Source organism: Janthinobacterium rivuli (assembly GCF_029690045.1).
GTDB lineage: Bacteria > Pseudomonadota > Gammaproteobacteria > Burkholderiales > Burkholderiaceae_D > Janthinobacterium > Janthinobacterium rivuli.
In genome coordinates, this window is the sequence record NZ_CP121464.1 from 5,273,630 (window position 1) to 5,291,988 (window position 18,359).

Annotated in this window: 20 protein-coding genes; 4 read left to right on the plus strand and 16 right to left on the minus strand. The window is 63.5% G+C overall.

Going from position 1 to position 18,359, the window contains the following annotated elements; genetic code table 11:
* Positions 1–29: 29 nt before the first annotated feature.
* Genes P9875_RS23920 through flgB form a run of 4 tightly spaced genes read right to left on the minus strand, consistent with a single transcriptional unit; the run spans position 30 to position 3,198 of the window.
* A complete protein-coding gene (locus P9875_RS23920) occupies positions 30–1,577 on the minus strand; it encodes a flagellar hook protein FlgE (RefSeq protein ID WP_278316785.1) in 1,548 nt (515 codons plus the stop codon).
* Positions 1,578–1,630: 53 nt separating this feature from the next.
* Entirely contained in the window at positions 1,631–2,326 is a 696-nt protein-coding gene (locus P9875_RS23925) for a flagellar hook assembly protein FlgD (RefSeq protein WP_035821390.1), read from the minus strand.
* Between the two features lie 15 nt (positions 2,327–2,341).
* Complete coding sequence (flgC, locus tag P9875_RS23930; protein WP_034754081.1) at positions 2,342–2,743, minus strand: flagellar basal body rod protein FlgC; 402 nt, start codon at positions 2,741–2,743, stop codon at positions 2,342–2,344.
* Between the two features lie 2 nt (positions 2,744–2,745).
* Positions 2,746–3,198: a flagellar basal body rod protein FlgB gene (gene flgB / locus P9875_RS23935; RefSeq protein WP_278316786.1), complete on the minus strand. Its 453-nt coding sequence runs from the start codon at positions 3,196–3,198 to the stop codon at positions 2,746–2,748.
* Between the two features lie 191 nt (positions 3,199–3,389).
* On the opposite strand from flgB, the gene flgA reads away from it, so the two are divergent.
* The 3 genes from flgA (at position 3,390) to P9875_RS23950 (ending at position 4,981) form a co-directional block, all read left to right on the plus strand.
* A complete protein-coding gene (gene flgA, locus P9875_RS23940) occupies positions 3,390–4,085 on the plus strand; it encodes a flagellar basal body P-ring formation chaperone FlgA (RefSeq protein ID WP_035821393.1) in 696 nt (231 codons plus the stop codon).
* A gap of 111 nt (positions 4,086–4,196) precedes the next feature.
* On the plus strand, positions 4,197–4,505 hold the full coding sequence (flgM, locus tag P9875_RS23945; protein ID WP_034787161.1) for a flagellar biosynthesis anti-sigma factor FlgM: 309 nt from the start codon (positions 4,197–4,199) through the stop codon (positions 4,503–4,505).
* Positions 4,506–4,513: 8 nt separating this feature from the next.
* On the plus strand, positions 4,514–4,981 hold the full coding sequence (locus P9875_RS23950) for a flagella synthesis protein FlgN (protein ID WP_035821394.1): 468 nt from the start codon (positions 4,514–4,516) through the stop codon (positions 4,979–4,981).
* Between the two features lie 18 nt (positions 4,982–4,999).
* Here P9875_RS23950 and P9875_RS23955 read toward each other — a convergent pair whose 3' ends face one another.
* The 11 genes from P9875_RS23955 to P9875_RS24005 form a co-directional block, all read right to left on the minus strand.
* Positions 5,000–5,854 carry a hypothetical protein gene (locus P9875_RS23955; RefSeq protein WP_278316787.1) on the minus strand — a complete coding sequence of 285 codons (855 nt, stop codon included), beginning with the start codon at positions 5,852–5,854 and terminating at the stop codon, positions 5,000–5,002.
* A 73-nt stretch (positions 5,855–5,927) separates the two neighbouring features.
* On the minus strand, positions 5,928–6,290 hold the full coding sequence (locus P9875_RS23960; protein ID WP_278316788.1) for a translation initiation factor Sui1: 363 nt from the start codon (positions 6,288–6,290) through the stop codon (positions 5,928–5,930).
* 49 nt (positions 6,291–6,339) lie between these two features.
* The gene (gene motD, locus P9875_RS23965) at positions 6,340–7,116 is read right to left on the minus strand and encodes a flagellar motor protein MotD (protein ID WP_099378177.1); all 777 of its coding nucleotides are present in this window, start codon (positions 7,114–7,116) and stop codon (positions 6,340–6,342) included.
* A gap of 5 nt (positions 7,117–7,121) precedes the next feature.
* Positions 7,122–7,868 carry a flagellar motor protein gene (locus tag P9875_RS23970; RefSeq protein WP_176391092.1) on the minus strand — a complete coding sequence of 249 codons (747 nt, stop codon included), beginning with the start codon at positions 7,866–7,868 and terminating at the stop codon, positions 7,122–7,124.
* A complete protein-coding gene (locus tag P9875_RS23975; protein WP_035821402.1) occupies positions 7,850–8,581 on the minus strand; it encodes an RNA polymerase sigma factor FliA in 732 nt (243 codons plus the stop codon). Before P9875_RS23975 ends, P9875_RS23970 begins: the two co-directional genes overlap by 19 nt.
* A gap of 45 nt (positions 8,582–8,626) precedes the next feature.
* Positions 8,627–9,490, minus strand: coding sequence for a MinD/ParA family ATP-binding protein (locus tag P9875_RS23980; protein WP_035821406.1), 864 nt, complete (start codon positions 9,488–9,490; stop codon positions 8,627–8,629).
* Positions 9,483–10,811 (minus strand): flagellar biosynthesis protein FlhF, encoded by a 1,329-nt coding sequence (gene flhF / locus P9875_RS23985; protein WP_099402983.1) that lies wholly within the window; start codon positions 10,809–10,811, stop codon positions 9,483–9,485. Before flhF ends, P9875_RS23980 begins: the two co-directional genes overlap by 8 nt.
* A gap of 271 nt (positions 10,812–11,082) precedes the next feature.
* A complete protein-coding gene (flhA, locus tag P9875_RS23990; RefSeq protein WP_035821417.1) occupies positions 11,083–13,179 on the minus strand; it encodes a flagellar biosynthesis protein FlhA in 2,097 nt (698 codons plus the stop codon).
* The gene (gene flhB / locus P9875_RS23995; protein WP_035821418.1) at positions 13,176–14,369 is read right to left on the minus strand and encodes a flagellar biosynthesis protein FlhB; all 1,194 of its coding nucleotides are present in this window, start codon (positions 14,367–14,369) and stop codon (positions 13,176–13,178) included. The genes flhA and flhB overlap by 4 nt, the downstream gene beginning before the upstream one ends.
* A 139-nt stretch (positions 14,370–14,508) precedes the next feature.
* A complete protein-coding gene (locus tag P9875_RS24000) occupies positions 14,509–15,507 on the minus strand; it encodes a fumarylacetoacetate hydrolase family protein (RefSeq protein ID WP_278316789.1) in 999 nt (332 codons plus the stop codon).
* 88 nt (positions 15,508–15,595) lie between these two features.
* The gene (locus tag P9875_RS24005; RefSeq protein WP_278316790.1) at positions 15,596–16,306 is read right to left on the minus strand and encodes a pseudouridine synthase; all 711 of its coding nucleotides are present in this window, start codon (positions 16,304–16,306) and stop codon (positions 15,596–15,598) included.
* 256 nt (positions 16,307–16,562) lie between these two features.
* Between P9875_RS24005 and P9875_RS24010 the strand changes: the two genes are divergently transcribed.
* Positions 16,563–16,958: a hypothetical protein gene (locus tag P9875_RS24010; RefSeq protein WP_051958995.1), complete on the plus strand. Its 396-nt coding sequence runs from the start codon at positions 16,563–16,565 to the stop codon at positions 16,956–16,958.
* A gap of 376 nt (positions 16,959–17,334) precedes the next feature.
* Here P9875_RS24010 and P9875_RS24015 read toward each other — a convergent pair whose 3' ends face one another.
* Positions 17,335–18,336 carry a S49 family peptidase gene (locus tag P9875_RS24015; RefSeq protein WP_035821422.1) on the minus strand — a complete coding sequence of 334 codons (1,002 nt, stop codon included), beginning with the start codon at positions 18,334–18,336 and terminating at the stop codon, positions 17,335–17,337.
* Between the last annotated feature and the right edge of the window lie 23 nt (positions 18,337–18,359).

Genomic DNA, 18,359 nt, shown 5'->3' on the forward strand with positions numbered 1-18,359 from the left:
GCCATCCGGCAGAACGGCTCCCCTTACTCTTAGCGCAGGTTGACGAGGGTCTGCAGGACCGAGTCCTGCGTCTTGATGGTCTGCGCATTCGCCTGATAGGCGCGCTGGGCCGTGATCATGTTGACCAGTTCCGCCGTCAGGTCGACGTTCGACACTTCCACCGCCGAGGCGCGCAAGTTGCCCAGGTTGCCCGTCTTGGGCTCGGCCGTGACGGGCTTGCCCGAAGCCGAGCTTTCCACCCAGGCGTTATTGCCCAGCGGTTCCAGGCCGTTCGGGTTGACAAAGTTGCTCAACACCACTTGGCCCAGGCTGCGCGTCTTGCCATTGTTGTACTGGCCCTGGATGATGCCGTCGTCGCCCACGATGAATTGACTCAGCTGGCCGGCCTTGTAGCCGTCCGCTTCCGTTTTCTTTTCCGCCGTGGCGCTGCCCAGCTGGGTCGACTTGGTGAAGTCGACCTGGACCGACAGGGTCGGATTCGCGCCCGTGGCCGGGAAGATTGGCAGGTTGACGGTGACGGGCAGGGTTTGCGGCGGCGTCAGGGCCAGCATGGCGGCCCGGTCCAGGGTGCCGAGGGTGTTGAAGACCAGCGAACCGGTCTTGACGGCTGGCACATTGGTGACGGCGCGGATGGCCGCGTCGATCTGGTCGGGCGTGCGGCTCGAGTTGATGCCATTCGGCACGGCACTGCCATAGGTGGCGGCGATGGCGGCCAGTTGCGCCGGTGTGGCGCCCGCGGCGGCGGCGGCGGCCGAGACGGCGGCACCGGCAGCATTGCCGTAGGCGACGGCGGCGGTCGTCACATTCGCCGGCACCAGCGGCACGGCCGTGGCGGCGGCCTGGTAGGCGGCGCGCGCGGCCAGCGAGGCGGCGTCCGTCTGCAGGGCGGCCGCGGCCTTCATGCTGGTCACTTCCGTGCCGTCCATGGCCGAGTAGACATCCCAGGTGTTGGTGCCCGTCTTGACGTAGAAATTCGACATGATGTGGGAATTACCCAGCGAATCGAAGACTTCCACGGGAAACGACTTGCCGTACGAGGAGTCTTCCGTGGTCTTGAACGGCACCGTGGTCGGCATGGACGTATTCGAATTGAGGTTGACTTCCGTGCTGATCTTGGTCGTTGCCTGGGGCTTCATGTCCGACTGGTCGATCTGCAGGGGCACCATGGCGCCGGCGACGATCTTGCCGTTGGCGTCGGCCGGATAGCCGGTCAGCTGCGCCAGCTGGGCGTTGACGATGAAGCCGCTCTTGTCGACCTGGAACTGGCCATTGCGCGAGTACTGGATGGCGCCGTTGACGCTGGTACGGAAGAAGCCGGCGCCATTGATGGCGATGTCGAGGGGATTCGACGACGATTCCAGGTTACCCTGGTTGAATTGCTGGGCGATTTGCGAGACCGACACGCCGATCCCCGCCTGGTTGCCGCCCACGCCATACAGCGAGTTGGCATAAATGTCGGCGAACTGGGCCTGCGACTGCTTGAAACCTACGGTCGACGAGTTGGCGATGTTGTTGCCGATGACGTCCAGCGATTTGGCGGCGCCATTCAAGCCGCTCAGGCCTTGTTGGAAAGACATTGTGTTCTCCTGGTAGAAATTAGGGGTAGAGGGTCACGCTCAGGGTAAGCGGCTTACAGAATCTGTTTCACGTCGGCCATGGTGATGCTGCCCACGCCCGGCACATTCAATTTCACGCCATTCGCGCCCGTCGACACGCTGGCGACCGAACCGAACATCAGCGCCGTTGCATCCTTGAGCTTGGTGCCTCCACGCGTCGCTTCCACCGTGAAGGTGTAGGCGCCGTCGGCCAGCACGACCGGCTTGCCATCCTTGTCGAGGTCGGCGGTGGACCCGTTCCAGCCCAGCGGCAAGGTGCCCGCCGCCTGTGCGCCCAGGTCGATGGAATGGACTTCCTTGCCATCCTTGTAGATGACGACCTTGACCTTGTCGGCTGGCGTGGCCAGGTCCACGCCCAGCAGCGCGGCGCTCTTGCTCAGGTTGATATCCTTGCCCGCCGTCAAGACGCCATGGCCGATGATGTTGGCCGCCTGCATCGATTCGGCTTGCTGGTAGCTGGCTTTCAAGCTTTCCACGGTGGTATTGAGCTTGTTGACGCCCGTTACCGTCGACAGCTGGGCCAGCTGGCTGGTCAATTGCGCATTGTCCAGCGGATTCATCGGATCCTGATTTTTCAGCTGGGTGACCAGCAGGGTGAGGAATTTGTTCGTTTCCGCTTCGACACTGCCTGGCTCGGCCGTCGTCTTCTTCGGATTCATCGTCGCCATCAGGTCGGTGATTTTAGAGGTACTGGTATCGATGGTTGCCATAATAATCAGTCAGCCTTATTGGCCGATGGTGAGGGTTTTCAGGAGCAGCGACTTGGCCGCGTTCATGGTTTCCACGTTGGTCTGGTACGAACGCGACGCCGACAGCATGTTGACCATCTCGTCGACCGTATTGACGTTGGGCATGGTGACATAGCCCTTCTCGTCGGCCAGCGGGTTCTTCGGGTCGTAGACCAGCTTCATCGGCGACGGGTCTTCGATCACCTTCTGCACCTTGACGGCCGTGGCGCCATTGGCCATGGGCACGGCTTCGAACACCACCTGCTTGGCGCGGTAGGCTTCGCCCGTGGCGCTGGTGGCGCTGTCCGCATTGGCCAGGTTGCTGGCCACCGTGTTCAGGCGCTGCGCCTGGGCGCTCATGGCCGAACCGGAAACATTGAAGATATTAAATAGCGACATGATTATTGTCCTCCCTGGATGGCCGTCAGCATGCCCTTGATCTGCGAGTTGAGGAAAGTCACGGCCGCCTCGTAGCGGATGGCGTTGTCGGCAAAGGCATTGCGCTCGAGGTCCATGTCGACCGTATTGCCATCGACGGCGCCCTGGGCCGGCGCGCGGTACAGCAGCGGCGTGCCGTCGGCCAGGGTCTCGACCTTGCCGCCACCGCTTGCGCCCACTGCGGCGGCCACGCCCTTGCCCGGCATATGCTGCGGCGCCGTGCCTTTCAGGGCCGGCGGCACGCCATCCTTGCGCGCCATCGCGCCCTTCAGGGCGGCGGCGAAATCGACATCGCGCGCCTTGTAGTTGGGCGTGTCGGCATTGGCGATGTTCGAGGCGAGCAATTCCTGGCGCGTCGAGCGCAGGCTCAGCGCCGTCTCGTTGAAGCGCATGTAATCGTCGAGTTTCCCTATCATGTCAGGCTCCGGAAAGATCTGCCACTGGCGCCCGAGATGGCGGAAGGATGGCGGTATAGTGATGACAGGAAACATAGTACGGCGCCCACCAGCAAGACCATCGCCGGATCAGACCATACTTTTACCCCTTAATCGGCGCTTCGAACGGGGCCGCCCGCACTATCATGGCAGTATTCCAGAGGCCTATCACCATGAAAACACCGCTTGCTTTCCTCTTCGCTCTTGCCGCCCTGCCACTGCTGGCCCAGGCGCAAAACGCCGGCCGGCAAACGCCGGAAGCACTGCGCAACAGCGTGGAACAATTCCTGCAAGTACAAAGCAACGGTTTGCCGGGCAAGGTGACGATCACCGTCGGCGCCGTCGATCCGCGCCTGAACCTGGCCGCCTGCCCCGCGCCGCAAGCATTCATGGCGCCGGGTGCACGCGCCTGGGGCAAGACCACCGTCGGCGTGCGCTGCACGGCGCCCTCCAGCTGGACCATTTATTTGCAAGCCAACGTGGCCGTCGTGGGCGACTACGTGGCCAGCGCCGTGCCGCTGGCGCAAGGACAAGCCATCGACGCCAGCCAGCTGGTGACGATGCAGGGCGACCTGGCCGCATTGCCAGCAGGCATCGCCACGGACATGGCCCAGGTGGTCGGCGCCAGCACGAATATTTCCTTACCGCCAGGCACGCCGATGCGCCTCGACACCTTGCGCCGCAAGCCGGTGGTGATGCAGGGCCAGCTGGTGCGCGTCGTTTCGAGTGGCAACGGTTTCCAGGTGGCATCAGAAGGACGCGCCATCGGCAGTGCCGGCGATGGCCAGACGGTGCAGGTGCGCACGCAGAGCGGCCAGCAGATCAGCGGCGTGGCGCGGGCCGGGGGGATGGTCGAAGTAGCCTTCTGAACACGGATGGACAGCGATATTGTGGTCTGGCGCACTAAAGTTTCGGGAGAAGGTGCCGATAATGACACATATCCCGGAGTTTTTTGACTTCGACCAGACGAGGATCACGCTGTGAAAATTACCGACAACACCATTAAAAGCAATCCCGGCCTGCCGGTGGCGCCCGCGAGTACCTCCGGCGCCCGGAATGCCGAGAAAGCCCAGGCAACACCGACAACGTCGGACAATGTACGCCTGTCGCCGCAAGGACAGGCATTAGCGGCCAGTGCAACTGCCGGCAGCGGCGCCGTGTTCGACACGAAAAAAGTTGAACGCATCAAGCTGGCGATCGCCGACGGCCAGTTCCAGGTCAACTCAGAAAAAGTGGCGGACGGTCTCCTCGACACGGTCAAGGACTTGCTGCACTCACGAAATAGATAGGTTCCCTCATGCAATCAGTGACTCCGTTTTCCAGCCTGCGCGACGAGCAACAGCTCATGACCACATTGCTGGCATTGATGAAAGAAGAACAGCGGCATCTGGTTGCGGCTGACATCGATGCAATCACGGAGCTCACCGTACGCAAGACAGCACTCGTAGGACAATTGAGCCAGCTGGCGGCGCAACGCCACCAGGCGCTGGCGGCAGCGGGCTTTCTCGCCGCCGAAGCGGGCATGGAAGACTGGCTGGTCGGCGCCAATGAAGCGGAAGCGGCGCCCCTGTGGAAAGCCTTGCTCGAGACGACGCGCGAAGCCAAGGAGCAGAACCGCCTGAACAGCCTGCTCGTCAACAAGCACATGGTACATACGCAAGGCGCCCTGAACGCCATGCGCCCCCCGGCCCAAAGCGGCAATTTCTACGGCCCCAGCGGCCAAGCAACGACGAACACGGCCAGCCGGCGCGTCGTCATCGGCTAATTTCCCTTATTGAGCAGTTCAACCGTGCGCGGGACGCCCCGCGTGCTGGCGCCATTTCGCCACGATGGCTTGCGCCCTGGCGCTGGCGGCCGCCTGCTGCTCCGGCGTCAGTTCCGCCTGCAGCCAGTGCCAGTATTCATCCTGATATGGATTGGTGACGCCGGGCGCGAGGATATCGTCGTAGACCTGGCGCAGGGCCAGCAGGTAGCCATACGCCTGCGGCGCATCCTTCCGTACCACCTCGCCATCGCGCAGGTAGGCCATCATCAGCGTCGACACGCTGCTCAGTTCCGCCTCGTCCGCCTGCGCCGTCAGCTGGGCGATGGCTTGCCGCTTCCACGCCAGCACCAGCGGATCGTCGGGACGGTTGCGCAGCGCGCTGCGGTCGCCGAACGGGCCTTCCGACAGGAACAGGGTGGCGGCGCCGGGCACGCCGCCTTGCGCGGCGCTGGCCAGGTAGCCCAGGCGATCCTCGCGCTGGCGCTGCGTCAGCCCCCCGCACAACTGCTGCTGGGCGGCTTTTTCTTCCGCCGTCATCTCGCGTCCCAGTTCGAATTCCAGCCCCGGCAAGCGGCTTTCGCGCTGGAAGACGATGCAGTCGTCGATCAGGTTGAAGGCCGCATACGCGTCTTCCGCCCTGCCGCTGGCGGCCAGGCGGTCTAGCCGCCGCGCCAGGGTCACGGCAACGGGCGCGGCATCGGCGGCCGGGGTGGCGTCGATATTCAGATACGACGCCAGGCTGCGCCCCGCCGGCGTGCTGGCGGCAACGGCGACAGGTTCCGGCGCGCCGCCGTCGGGTGCGGGCCAGTACACGAGCGCCAGCACGGCCGCGATGGCGGCGGCGATGGCGATGCCGGTGAATTTGACGTTCATGGAGACGATGCGCGTGGATGGGAAGCGCACGTTACCACAGGCGCGCGGCAGCGGGCCGCACGCCTGTGCATCCTCAGCCGCCGGCCTTTTTCGCCTGGTGGCCCAGCTTGGCCAGCGCGGCCAGTATGGTGTCGACATGGTCGCCCTGCACTTCGATCACGCCATCCTTGACCGTGCCGCCCGAGCCGCACTGCGTGCGCAACTGCTTGCCCAGCAGGGCCAGCGCGATGGCGTCCAGCGCCAAGCCTTTTACCACCGTGGCGCTCTTGCCACCGCGGCCCTTGGTCTGGCGCGACACGCGCACCGCGCCGTCGCCGATTGGCGCCGCTTTGGCTTGCGCCTTGCACGCGCATTGCGCCAGCGGCTGGCGGCAGGCGGGACACATGCGGCCCGTTTCGGTGGAATAGACGAGACCGCCCAGGGAGCTGCTTTTCATGAGGAAGAGATAAAAGAGAGAATGCCGCGATTGTACCAAGCGGCGGCGTTCAATTGGCTGGCGCCACGGGCGCCGTCGGCACTTCCGTCACCGTTTCGGGGATGCCCGACAAAATCGTCACGGCGACCCGGCGGTTGCGCGCGCGCCCTTCCGCCGTTTCATTGGGCGCCACGGGAATATTGTCGGCGTGGCCGACGGCCGTCAGGCGCGAGGCCTTGACGCCACTGGCGATGAACAGGCGCACCACGGCGCTGGCGCGCGCGGCCGACAATTCCCAGTTCGAGGCAAAGTTCGAATTGCTGATCGGCTGCACGTCCGTATGCCCTTCCACCTGCACGTCGTGCGTATCGTCCTTGAGCAGCACGGCCACGGCGCGCAGGGCCTGGTCCGACTCCGTCGTCAGGCGCGCCGCACCCGGATCGAACAGCACGCTGGCATTGATTTCCACGCTCACGCCGCGGCTTGTCTGCGTGACGCGCACCTTGCCCTCCTTCACCAGCGGCGCCAGGGTCGACGTCAGGTCCTGCGCCAGGCGCGTCATGTGTTCGCGCTCGCGGCGGATGGCTTCCGTGCGGCGCTTCAGGGCGGGATTCGGCAAAGGAATGGCCTGCGGCGCTTCCATGATGATGGGCGGCGCACCCTTTTCCAGGCTGAAGGCCTGGCCGATGGCATTCTGGAAGACGCGATACTTGCCTTCGTTGACTTGCGAAATGGCGTACATGACGACGAAGAAGGCGAACAGCAGGGTAATGAAGTCGGCATACGAGATCAGCCAGCGGTCCTGGTTGTCCGGTTCCTCGTCATACTTCCTGCGCGCGCGCCGCATCATGGTCAATGCTCGTGCAAGAGACTGGACACGCGCTCTTCGATGATGCGCGTATGGTCGCCCGTGGCGATGTCGTACAGCACGGCGGCCGTGATTTCGTATTGCAGCACGCGGCGCGAGACGATGGCCTTGAGTTTATTCGCCACCGGCAGGAACAGCAGGTTGGCCAGGCCCACGCCATAAATCGTCGACACGAACGCCACGGCGATGCCGCCACCTAATTTACTCGGGTCGGTGAGGTTTTCCATCACGTGTATCAGGCCCAGCACGGCGCCCAGGATGCCGATGGTGGGCGAATAACCGGCCGCCGATTCCCACACCTTGACGGCCTGGCGCTCGGCCATCTCGTAGGCGGAGATTTCCACATCGAGCAGCTGGCGCAGCTTGTCGGGCGCGATGCCGTCGACGATCATGCGCAAACCCTTGGCGTTGAAACGGTCGGCCGTGTTTTCCATCAGGCGCTCGAGCGCCAGCGTCCCGTCGCGGCGCGCCGTCAGACTCCAGAGTCCGATGTCGCGCGCCAGCGCGGCGCGCGTGTCGGCGGGCGGCAGGAAGACCCAGCGCAGCATTTCCAGGCCGCGCACAAAAGTACGCAGCCGCGTTTGCAGCAGCACGGCGCCGAAGGTGCCGATGACCACGATGGCGAAGGCGGCAGGCTGCAGCAGGGAGGCCATCTTGCCCCCTTCCAGCGCCTGGCCGACCAACAGGCCCGCCAGCGCCAGCGCCAGCCCGATTACGCTGGACCAGTCCACGCCAGCTCCCTCAAGGTTGCGCGCAGGCGCGCGACGGCCTGGGTATGCAGCTGCGAGACGCGCGATTCGGATACGCCCATCACCGCGCCGATCTCCTTCAGGTTCAGCTCTTCTTCGTAATACAGGCCCATGAGTATTTTCTCGCGTGGCGGCAGCGCGTCGATGGCATCGATCACGGATTGCCGGAAATCGGTATCGAGCAGGGAACGCAAGGGGTCGCTGTCCTCGTCCACGCAATGGCGGTCGAGGAAGCTGTCATTGCCGTCCGGGTCATGAAAGTCTTCGTAGTACACGAGCTGGTGGCCGCCGCCGTCGCCCAGCATTTCCTGGTAGTCGGCCAGCGACATCTTGAGCAGTTTCGCCACTTCCGACTCCGTCGGCGGGTGGCCGAGGCGCTGCTGCAAGGTGCTCATCGCCTCTTCGATCTTGCGCATGTTCTGGCGCATGCTGCGCGGCAGCCAGTCGCTGGTGCGCAATTCGTCGAGCATGGCGCCGCGGATGCGCAGCACGGCATACGTCTCGAACTGCGCGCCATGCGTCTCTTCATAGCGGCTGATGGCATCGAGCAGGCCGATCATGCCGGCCTGGATCAGGTCATCGACCTCGACCGAAGGCGGCAATTTCGCCTTCATATGGTGCGCCAGACGCTTCACCAGCGGAATATGCTCCGTCAGCAAATAGTCCTTGTTCGATTTCCCTTTGACCGTGTACATAGGCTGCTTATTGTTTTCTCATCTTATCTGGTGCTACGGTTGGCTTCAGGCGCTGAACTGGTGCGGGCTCCCCGTCTGGTACAAGGTGCCGCCCAGCACCGGCGCCGCCGAACGGGCCAGCCGCTCGGCCAGTCCGCGAAACGCCACCGAGGCGCCCGCCAGCGGAAACGCATCGACCACGCTGCGGCCCAGGCGCGCCGCGCGGTGCAGATACTCATCGGCAGGCACCGAACCCATCGAGGTCAGCTTCACGGCCAGGTAGCGGCTCGCCGCCTGCGCCATATTATCGTATACCACTTTTGCTTCGGATTCGGAAGCGCCGGTGACGAGGATGCCGAACGGACGGCGTCCCAGTTCCTGGCTCAGGCGCTTGATCAGGCAGTACGCCGCCTTGATCGAGGTGGCGCTGGTAGAGACTTGCACGACGATATCGGACGAAGCCATCAAGGGCACGGGGAAGCAGTCGCCCTCGTCGGCCATGACGCCGTCGACCAGCACGATGCCGCTCTGGCGCGCCAGCACCTCGAAGGTCTTGCCCAGGCGGCGCAGTTCGTCCTCGCCCGCATAGTCCATGCTGTCCATCAAATGGTTGCGCGCGCCCAGGCTGGCCACGCCGAAGCCTTGCGGCACCTGGTGGATGACCTGGTTCAAGCCGCACTGCTGGCGCGCCACGTCGCGCAGGCTGGCGCCGTGCGCCAGGCCCAGGCGCGCAGCCACGCCATCGCTGCCGCCGCTGGCGTCGAGCAGCAGCACGTCATTGCCGCCGTAGGCGAGCGAAGCGCCCAGGTTGACCAGCATGGCGCCCTTGTCGTCCTGCGGCGTGGCCGACAGGAACGTCATGACGCGCGGCTGCGGGCCGGCCAGCATGCGGCGCAAGCCTTCGGCCTGATCGAAATCAAAATTAGCCAAGGTGCACCCCGCGCGCTTCATTGTTGCGGGCGGCCGCCTGCGCCATCAGCAGCGGCAGTTCGGCATCGGAAAACTGCGTGGCCGCCGAGTCGCGCTTGAGCTTGAAGGCGCGGTCGATCAGGTAGCCGCGGTCGGCCAGGTACAGGTCTTCCGGCACGCGCTGGCCGTTCGACACATAAAACAGGTTCAGCTTCTGGCGGATCACCACGTCGAGCACATTGCCGATCGAGGCCGCTTCATCGAGCTTGGTCATGATGCAGCCGGCCAGGCCGCTACCCTGGTAGGCGCGCACCACTTCGTTGAGGGTTTCCTGCGTCGCCGTCGAGTTCAGGCACAGCAGGCGTTTTACATCGGCGCCGGCGCCCGACAGCATGGCCACCTGTTCCGTCACCATCTGGTCGCGCTGGCTCACGCCGACCGTATCGATCAGCACCGTGTGCTTGTTCTTCAATTCTTTCAGGGCGATGCGCAGGTCCGCCTCGTCCTTCACGGAATGCACCATCACGCCGAGGATCTTGCCGTAGATGCGCAACTGTTCGTGCGCGCCGATACGGTAGGCGTCCGTGGTGATCAGGGCCAGCTTTTCCGGGCCGTGGCGCATCACGCAGCGCGCCGCCAGCTTGGCCGTGCTGGTGGTCTTGCCGACGCCGGTTGGGCCGACCAGCGCAAACACGCCGCCCTGCTCCAGCATGGCGTCTTCATTGGCGACCGTATTGAGGTTGCGGCTCAGGACGGTCTTGATCCAGCGCATGCTTTGCGCGCCATCGAGGCCGGCGGGCAACTTGTCGATCAGGTAGCGCGCCAGGCTGGCCGAAAAACCGGCGGCCAGCATTTCGCGCAGCACGACGGCTTTTTGCGGCTCGCGCTGCTGCGTCGAACCCCACGAGATTTCCGCCAGCTGGGTTTCCATCATGCCGCGCATGGCGCGGATTTCATTCATCATGCCGCTCATCTCGGCGGCGGCGTTCTCTTTGACGTGCGCCAGCGCGCTGGCCATCATCTGCTGCATGCGGGCCATGTCCACTGGCTCGGAGGCAGCCTGGCGCGGCGCGGCAGGACGTGGCGTGGCCGGGCGCTGGGCCGGGGCGGCCGGACGCTGCGGCGTGGCGAACTGGGTCTGCAACTGAGGACGGGGCTGGGCCATTTCGGACGCGGCCGGCGGCGACGCCAGCGAAGCGGCATCATCATTGGCCAGCGCGAGGATTTCCACCACCCCATCGGCCTGGCGGTTCGACAGGATCACGGCGTCAGGGCCCAGCGCTTCGCGCACCTTGCGCAGCGCATCGCGCGACGAGGCGCCCGTAAATTTCTTCACATTCATGACCGGCCTCCCAGGGCGGGGGTGGCGCAATATTGGCTGAACTGTGTGACCATCGTCGACTCCTGTTGCTTGAGTGCTGTCTTCCACATGGACACAGATCACCCGGACAGTTTCCATTATTAGCGATGCTTGCAGGAAATGATCGAAGGAACAGGACGGGAAAGTACCCGTTATTCAGTTTGCCGGGAGGAAATTGATGTTTATTTGACCAAAAGCAACAACTGGGGTCGAACCCTGAGGGTTCGACCCCGGCCCTTCGCTTGGGTTTGCTTTATTGCGCGCCCACCAGCGCCGTGACGCGGATCGTCTTGGTTTCCGGCACTTCCGCATGCGACAGCACCTTGAGTTGCGGCAAGGCGCGGCGCAGGAAGCGCGACAGCAGGGCGCGCAGCGGCGCCGGCACCAGCAGCACCGGCGTCAGGCCCAGCGCTTCCTGCTGCTGCGCAGCCAGGCCCGCCTGGTGCGCGATGGTGTCGGCCAGGCCCGGCTCGATGCCGGCGCCATCGCCGCCATTGCCCATCGCTTGCATCAGCAGCCGCTCGAGGCGGCTGTCGAGGGTCATCACGGACAGTTCGGCCGCGCCGGGGAACAGTTGCTGCACGATGGCGCGGCCCAGGGCCACGCGCACCAGCGCCGTCAGCTCGTTCGGGTCTTGCGTGCTGACCGTATGCTCGGCCAGGGTTTCGATGATGCTGCGCATGTCGCGGATGTGCACGCCCTCGGCCAGCAGGTTCTGCAGCACCTTTTGCAGGGTCGACAGCGACAGCATCTTCGGCACCAGGTCTTCCACCAGGCGCGGCGCATCCTTGCCCAGATGGTCGAGCAGGGATTGGACTTCCGCGCGACCCAGCAGTTCCGACGCGTGCGAGGTGATCAGGTGGTTCAGGTGCGTGGCCACCACGGTGCCCGCGTCGACCACCGTGTAGCCCATCGATTGCGCCTGGTCGCGCAAGCTGGCGTCGATCCAGGTGGCGGGCAAGCCGAAAGCGGGGTCGTTGGTGGCCAGGCCCGGCAAGGTGCCGCTGGCCATGCCGGGGTTGATCGCCAGGAACTGGCCGTTGAACGCTTCGCCCACGCCCACTTCCACGCCCTTGAGGGTGATGCGGTAGGCGGACGGCTTCAATTCCAGATTGTCGCGGATATGTACGGGCGGCGCCAGGAAGCCCACTTCCTGGGCAAATTTCTTGCGGATACCCTTGATGCGCTTGAGCAATTCGCCACCCTGCGTCTTGTCGACCAGGGGAATCAAACGGTAGCCCACTTCCAGGCCCAGCGTATCGACGGGCATGATGTCTTGCCAGCTGGCTTCTTCCTGCTCCGGCGCCACGGTCGCTTGCGGCGCTTCGGCCGGCTTTTCGGCCGCCTCTTTTTCCTGCGTGCGTTTTTTGCTGATCAGATAGGCGGAACCGGCCAGCAACGACGCCAGCAGGATGAAGACCATGTTCGGCATGCCGGGAATCAATCCCATGCCGCCGATGATGCCGGCGGTAATATAGAGCACTTGCGGTTTCGCAAACAATTGCCCCACCAGCTGGGTGCCGATGTCCTGTTCGCTGGCCACGCGCGAGACGACGATACCGGCCGCCGTGGAAATGATCAGCGAAGGAATCTGCGCCACCAGGCCGTCACCGATGGCCAGCAGGGTGTAGTTCTTGAGTGCGTCGGCAAAGCCCATGTCGTGCTGCAGCAGGCCCACCAGCAAGCCGCCGACGATGTTGATGACGGTCACCATGATGCCGGCGATGGCGTCGCCGCGCACGTATTTGCTGGCACCGTCCATGGCGCCATAGAATTCCGCTTCCTGCGCCACTTCCGTGCGGCGGCGGCGCGCTTCGTCTTCGCCGATCAGGCCGGCGTTCAGGTCGGCGTCGATGGCCATCTGTTTACCGGGCATCGCGTCCAGCGCGAAACGGGCGCCCACCTCGGCGATACGGCCCGCACCCTTGGTCACCACCGTAAAGTTGATGATCGTCAAAATAATGAAGACCACGATACCGACCGTGTAGTTTCCGCCAATCAAGAAGTGACCGAACGCTTCAATCACTTTACCGGCCGCGTCGGCGCCCGTATGGCCTTCCGTCAGCACCACGCGCGTGGACGCCACGTTCAGCGACAGGCGCAGCATGGTCGACACGAGCAAGATGGTCGGGAAGGCCATGAAGTCGAGCGGCTTGACCGTGTACAGCGCCGTCAGCAGCACGATGATGGACAGCGCGATATTAAAACTGAAGAAGATGTCGAGGATGAAGGCCGGCAGCGGCAGCACCATCATCGCCAGCAGCATAATGATGATGATAGGCGCGGCGATGCCCTTGCTGGCGTTGCCACCCATTCCACTGAGCCAGGCTGGCATTCTCAGGCCGTTCATGGTGTACTTCCTTTATTCTTGTCTGCTGCGCCGGCTGCGGGCGGTGTCTGCGATGCGGGATTGTGCGGGTCGAGCTCGGGCGGCACGTCGAGTTTCTTCGGCTTGTCGGGGCGCTCGCCCTGGCCCTTGCCATAGCTGCGCAGCTGGAACACATAGGCCAGCACTTCGGCCACGGCGCCATACAGCGCCTCGGGAATCTCGTCGCCGATGTCCGTATGCTGGTACAGCGCGCGCGCCAGGGCCGGCGCTTCCAGGATGGCGACCTTGTGCTCGCCCGCCAGTTCGCGGATCTTCGCGGCCACCTCGTCGATGCCCTTGGCCACCACCTGCGGCGCGCCGCGCGAATTCTCGCCATACTTCAAGGCCACCGCGTAGTGGGTAGGATTGGTCACCACCACGTCGGCCTTCGGTACGTCGGCCATCATGCGGCGGCGCGACATTTCATGCTGCATCTGGCGGATCTTCGCCTTGATCTGCGGATTGCCGTCCGACTCTTTCGACTCTTGCTTGACTTCCTGCAAGGACATTTTCATCTTGTTGGCGTAGTGCCACATCTGGTATGGACCGTCGATGGCGGCGATCAGGCCCAGCGCGCCGACGATCAACAGGAAGGCCGTGATCAGCAGGCTGATCAGATGGGCCGAGCCGGCGCGCAGCGATTCCACCGACAAGCCCAGCACGGCGTCCTTTTGATGCTGCATCACCATCCAGGCCACGACGCCGACGACGAGGGTCTTGGCGATGGCCTTGAGCAATTCCACCAACGCATTCTTCGAAAACATATTGCCCAGGCCGCGAATCGGGTTGAGCTTGCCAAAATTGGGGGTGAACGCCTTGGAACTGAACAGCCAGCCGCCCACCAGCACGGGCGAGGCCAGGGCGACGAGCATGATGGCCAGCGCGTACGGCAGGCAAGTGAGCAAGACGGAGCCCACGTCGTAGCCGATGCGCAACATCATCGCGTCGGGATTGAGGATCTGCTCGCGGTCCAGGGTCAGGCCGGAAACCATCACGGCCGTCAGCCGCCGCACGATGGCGTCGCCGGCAAACCACAGGCAGCAGCCGGACGCCATCAACACAGTAAACGTTGCCACTTCACGCGATCGCGGAACGTCGCCTTCCTCACGCGCCTGCTCGAGGCGCTTCGGTGACGCGGCTTCGGTCTTTTCTGCGTCGCTGTCTTCCGACATCAATCAACTCCGGTGAAGTCCTGCAGCCTGGCTAGGCGCAATACGGACTGGGCATGACGCATTATCGGTTTAATTAGCGCAACGCCATCAAGGGAAAAGGAGGGCTAATCCCCTGCTTTTCCTTTGCTCTCCAGTAACCTTAGCGGGACTTCCTAGCCTCTGCCTGCTTGACGGTCTGCTCGATGGCGCCAAACAGCGACTTGCCGTCATCGCCCAGCATTTCCAGACGAACCACATCGCCAAACAGCAGGAATGGCGTGCTGGCGACGCCATCGGCGATCATCTCCTGGTTACGTCGTTCAACGATACTGGAAAACCCCTTCTTGACTTCCTTGTTGGCGACGCCGCCCGCGCTGACCACGCTGCCGGCGCGCGCATTGCGCGTCTGGCACAGATGGGCCAGCAATTGCGGGTAATTGAAGGCCATGTCGGCGCCCGCGTGGGGCTGGCCCGTCAACTTGCCGTTCAGGCTGCAGCGCAGGGCGTAATGCACCTTGCCGCCGCGCCAGGCGTCGCCCAGCTCATCGGGCGTAATCGCCACGGGCGAGCAGGTCATGGCCGGTTTCGCCTGCAGGAAACCGTAACCACTGGCTTGCTCGTCGGCCGCCAGGTTGCGCAAGGTCACGTCGTTGACCAGCATCAGCAGCTTGATGTTCAGGTGCGCCTGGTCGGGCGTCGAGCCCATGGCCACGTCGTCCGTGATGGCGGCGATGCCTGCCTCGTAATCGATGCCCCACTGCTCGTGCGCCAGGGTGATGTCGTCATGGGCGCCGAGGAAATCGTCGCTGGCGCCCTGGTACAGGCGCGGCGCCTCGCGCAAGTTGGCGGGCACATCAACGCCAGCCGCCTTGCAGGCCCGCTCGATCTGCTGCAGGTAGGATGCGCCGGCCACACGCAAGCTGCTGCGCGGCAAGGGCGCCATGCAGTTGGCCGGATCGAACTCGAAAGCGCGATGACCGCGGCCGCTGTTGATGGTCTGGTACAGCAAATCGAGCTGGGGCGCGATGAAGCTCCAGTCGTCGAGCGCCTTTTGCAGGGTCGGGGCGATGCCATCGGCCAGGTGGGCCGTTTTCAGGTCGCGCGAGACGACAGCCAGCTGGCCGTCGCGCGTGCCATCCTTCAGGGTTGCTAATTTCATGGGCGGGAAACTTCGTCAAATGCAGGCAATAGGAGGCTAAAGACGCCAAAAAGCCGGGACATCCCCGGCTTTGGCGGTCTGGAGGAATTTAGGCCAGCAGCGCGATCTGCTCGGGAGTCAGATAGCACCAGTCGCCTTCGGCGATGCCCAGCGATTCCAGGGTCAGGCTGCCGATGGCGGAACGGTGCAGCGCGCTGCAATGGTTGCCGGCGGCGGCCAGCATGCGCTTGACCTGGTGGTATTTGCCTTGTTCAAGCACGATTTCCAGCTGGTGTTCGCCGAGCTTGACGCAGACGAGGGCCGCCAGCGGGGCCGGTTCGTCATGCAATTGCACGCCAGCCAACAGCAGGGCTACCAGCTCATCCGTCACGGGCTCTTGCGTAGTAGCCTGGTAAATCTTGGGAACGTGGCGCTTCGGCGACGATTGCGCATGGATAAACGGCCCATCGTCGGACATCAGCAGCATGCCGGTCGTATCGTGGTCGAGCCGGCCGACGGGCTGGACTTCGCGCCAGGTGAATTGTTCCGGCAGCAAGGTCAGCACGCCAGGATGATGGCTGGGTTTGCGCGAGCATTCGAAGTTGGCGGGCTTGTTCAGCGCCAGGTAGAGGTGCGCGCGGTAGACCCACTCTTCTTCGAACACGTGCAGCACCAGGCCGTCGGTCTCGACGGTGGTGCGGTAATTGGTCTGGGTGACGCCATCGATGACGACATCGCCATCCTCGATGAGGGAACGACAATATTTACGGGTGCCAAAACCCTGCGATTGCAGGATGCGGTCTAGGGATAATTTACTCATGGGCGTGACTTTACCAGAAGCGGCTGGCAGCGTGAAGCGGCGGCAGCTGGCGCCTGCACAGCGGTCCAGGCTGCACGAAACCATGGCGCATGCAGAAATACCAAAAAGAACAAGGTGAGATTTGGCGAGAAATGGTTGATTCTTTTGAGAAATATCAAGCGCTCGAAATATCGCGTTGATAGACTGAAACTTCGTTAGGAATCCGCCTAACGAGCTTTAGGAATAATAACCAAGCAACGACTCACAAGGACATTGTATGAAGCATACCGATACCATCGCCTTACAAGGCAGCATCGCCGACATGCGCCAACGCATCGCCGCGGAACAGGCGGCCATGCACAAAGTCAGGCTCGGCGTGGCCCGCTGGAGCAGCGCCCCGGCGCCGCACGATGCGGACGCGCCGCCAGCGCCTGCAGGCCAGACGCACTGGCATGCCGAGGCGCAATGCCATTTCATGTGCTGGCTGGAACTGGGCGGTTTTGCGCATGCGGACGCGAACGCGGAGAGCGACAGCGTCACCGCGCCTGCCATGGCGGACATGCCGCCCGACACCAGCGCAAACAGCAGCGCCAACAGCAACGCCAGTGCAGCGGCGGCCCGGCAGGCAAGCACCGCGCTCCTGCCCGCGCACTGCAACGGCTGCGCCGCCTGAGCGCGGCCCATGCGACCAGCCATGCCCCGCCCTCGCATGCCTGCCTTGCCCGCACGCCCAGCTCAGACAACAACATCCAGCCACACCGCCCCATCTTGCACACACAAAAGGAAACGGCGGCATTGCGCCGCCGTTCCCAAGCCCCATCGGGACTTTAGTGAGGAATGTAAATTCACTCAAAACCACATCTGCGATGCGGCGAGTAGTTCCAGGACCTGCCAATCAAGTTAGTACTGACAACATAGTTGATATATCGCCCCTCCTTGAAAAGAACTACGCTTTCACTATAGCCCAAGCAGCCCCTTTTTCAAGCCTATTTACCACCTTATTGAAAATCATTCTCGACTGGCTTGCCTGCCTGCTAACAGTGATGTTCTCAGCGCAACGCCGGTTGTGACTGTTGCACGGCTGCCTTCATGGCGCCCGCGCCCATGGCGGCGCCAAACTTCTTGAGTACCCGTTCCGGCAAGCCTTCATGCTGCGTGTAGTCGACGATGTCTTCCGCCTTGACGACGTCGCGCGCCACGCTGTCAACCGTGCCGAAGTCGTCGGCCAGGCCCATTTCAACGGCTTTCGCGCCCGTCCAGTACAGGCCCGAGAAGGTGTCAGGGGTTTCCTTCAGGCGCTTGCCCCGTCCCGCGCGCACGACGTCGATGAATTGCTGGTGGATTTCATTGAGCATGCTCTGCGCATACGCCTTGTGCTTTTCCGTCAGGGGGCTGAATGGATCCATGAAACCCTTGTTCTCGCCCGCCGTCAGCAAACGGCGCTCGACGCCGACCTTTTCCATCACGCCCGTAAAGCCGAAGCCATCCATCAGCACGCCGATGGAGCCGACCACGCTGGCCTTGTTGACGTAGATGCGGTCGGCGGCCGCCGCGATGTAATAGCCGCCCGAGGCGCACATTTCATCGACCACCACATACAAAGGCTTGTCCGGATAGCCCTTGCGCAGGCGCTGCATCTCGTCGACGATCATGCCGGCCTGCACGGGACTGCCACCGGGACTATTAATATGCAGCACCACGGCCACGGAGCCGGCGTCGGAAAACGCCTTGTCCAGCGCGGGGATGACGACGGCGGCCGAGCCGCTGCCTTCGGACTCGATGGCGCCGCTGATGTCGATCAGGGCCGTATGGCGGCCCAGGGTTTCGCTGTCGTCGGCCGTGTTGTAGTCATAAAATACCCACAGGGCGAACAGCACGATCAGCAGGCCGAAAACCTTGAAAAAGATGCTCCAGCGGCGGTGCGCGCGTTGCTCTTGCAAAGTGGCAAATACCAGCTTTTCCAGCACGTCGCGCTCCCAGTGTCCCGCAGGGGCGCCGTGGCCGGCGGCTGGCGCGCTGCTGTCCAGCTTGTCATTCGTGTTATCGCTCATGGTTCACTTTGCTTAAATTACAG

Bases quoted from the DNA above. Each gene is read 5' to 3' on its own strand.
- flgC (WP_034754081.1), bottom strand. From the start codon at position 2,743: ATGTCGCTATTTAATATCTTCAATGTTTCCGGTTCGGCCATGAGCGCC.
- motD (WP_099378177.1), bottom strand. From the start codon at position 7,116: ATGCGGCGCGCGCGCAGGAAGTATGACGAGGAACCGGACAACCAGGAC.
- P9875_RS24005 (WP_278316790.1), bottom strand. From the start codon at position 16,306: ATGAGTAAATTATCCCTAGACCGCATCCTGCAATCGCAGGGTTTTGGC.
- P9875_RS24015 (WP_035821422.1), bottom strand. From the start codon at position 18,336: ATGAGCGATAACACGAATGACAAGCTGGACAGCAGCGCGCCAGCCGCC.
- P9875_RS23955 (WP_278316787.1), bottom strand. From the start codon at position 5,854: ATGAACGTCAAATTCACCGGCATCGCCATCGCCGCCGCCATCGCGGCC.
- flgA (WP_035821393.1), top strand. From the start codon at position 3,390: ATGAAAACACCGCTTGCTTTCCTCTTCGCTCTTGCCGCCCTGCCACTG.
- flhB (WP_035821418.1), bottom strand. From the start codon at position 14,369: ATGTCGGAAGACAGCGACGCAGAAAAGACCGAAGCCGCGTCACCGAAG.
- P9875_RS24010 (WP_051958995.1), top strand. From the start codon at position 16,563: ATGAAGCATACCGATACCATCGCCTTACAAGGCAGCATCGCCGACATG.
- P9875_RS23920 (WP_278316785.1), bottom strand. From the start codon at position 1,577: ATGTCTTTCCAACAAGGCCTGAGCGGCTTGAATGGCGCCGCCAAATCG.
- flhA (WP_035821417.1), bottom strand. From the start codon at position 13,179: ATGAACGGCCTGAGAATGCCAGCCTGGCTCAGTGGAATGGGTGGCAAC.
- flgB (WP_278316786.1), bottom strand. From the start codon at position 3,198: ATGATAGGGAAACTCGACGATTACATGCGCTTCAACGAGACGGCGCTG.
- P9875_RS23960 (WP_278316788.1), bottom strand. From the start codon at position 6,290: ATGAAAAGCAGCTCCCTGGGCGGTCTCGTCTATTCCACCGAAACGGGC.
- P9875_RS23925 (WP_035821390.1), bottom strand. From the start codon at position 2,326: ATGGCAACCATCGATACCAGTACCTCTAAAATCACCGACCTGATGGCG.
- P9875_RS23950 (WP_035821394.1), top strand. From the start codon at position 4,514: ATGCAATCAGTGACTCCGTTTTCCAGCCTGCGCGACGAGCAACAGCTC.
- flhF (WP_099402983.1), bottom strand. From the start codon at position 10,811: ATGAATGTGAAGAAATTTACGGGCGCCTCGTCGCGCGATGCGCTGCGC.
- P9875_RS23975 (WP_035821402.1), bottom strand. From the start codon at position 8,581: ATGTACACGGTCAAAGGGAAATCGAACAAGGACTATTTGCTGACGGAG.
- P9875_RS24000 (WP_278316789.1), bottom strand. From the start codon at position 15,507: ATGAAATTAGCAACCCTGAAGGATGGCACGCGCGACGGCCAGCTGGCT.